The organism is Bacillus sp. SIMBA_005, from assembly GCF_046535585.1.
Classification (GTDB): Bacteria; Bacillota; Bacilli; order Bacillales; family Bacillaceae; genus Bacillus; species Bacillus pumilus.
The window spans coordinates 1-336 of the sequence record NZ_JAWRWI010000136.1 but is presented as its reverse complement, the minus strand read 5'-3'; the positions used below and the strand labels follow the sequence as shown (position 1 = coordinate 336).

Here is a 336-nt window from a genome sequence, read left to right as displayed (position 1 = left end):
CCGGGAGCATCGCCGCGAACGCGCTGCCCAGCCGCTCGGTGTTGTCGACCAGGGTGCCTTCGTAGAGGGCGACGCTCTCGCCGACCGCACCGGCCGCATCGGCGAGCGCCAGGCTGGCTTCGCGTTCGTAGACGTCGGCGGAATCGCGGTAGACGATGACCGCGAGCAGCAGCAGGCAGAGGCCCGCGGCAAGGGCGGCGGCGATCGACAGCTTGGTGCCGATCGATGCGTGCTGGAGGGGTCGGGTCATGGTGTGCGCTCCGGCCAGCCTGGCCGTGTTGGATGGACGCCTTTGTTATCGGCGCGTGACGGAGCGGCTTGAGCGATTCCTTTCCG

General features: G+C 69.3%; 1 protein-coding gene. It reads right to left on the bottom strand.

Annotated features, from left to right (window positions below; all coding sequences use genetic code 11):
- Window positions 1–250, bottom strand: a 250-nt coding sequence (locus SB660_RS19465) for a hypothetical protein (RefSeq protein ID WP_410583887.1), incomplete at its 3' end; no start/stop codon positions are given.
- Between the last annotated feature and the right edge of the window lie 86 nt (window positions 251–336).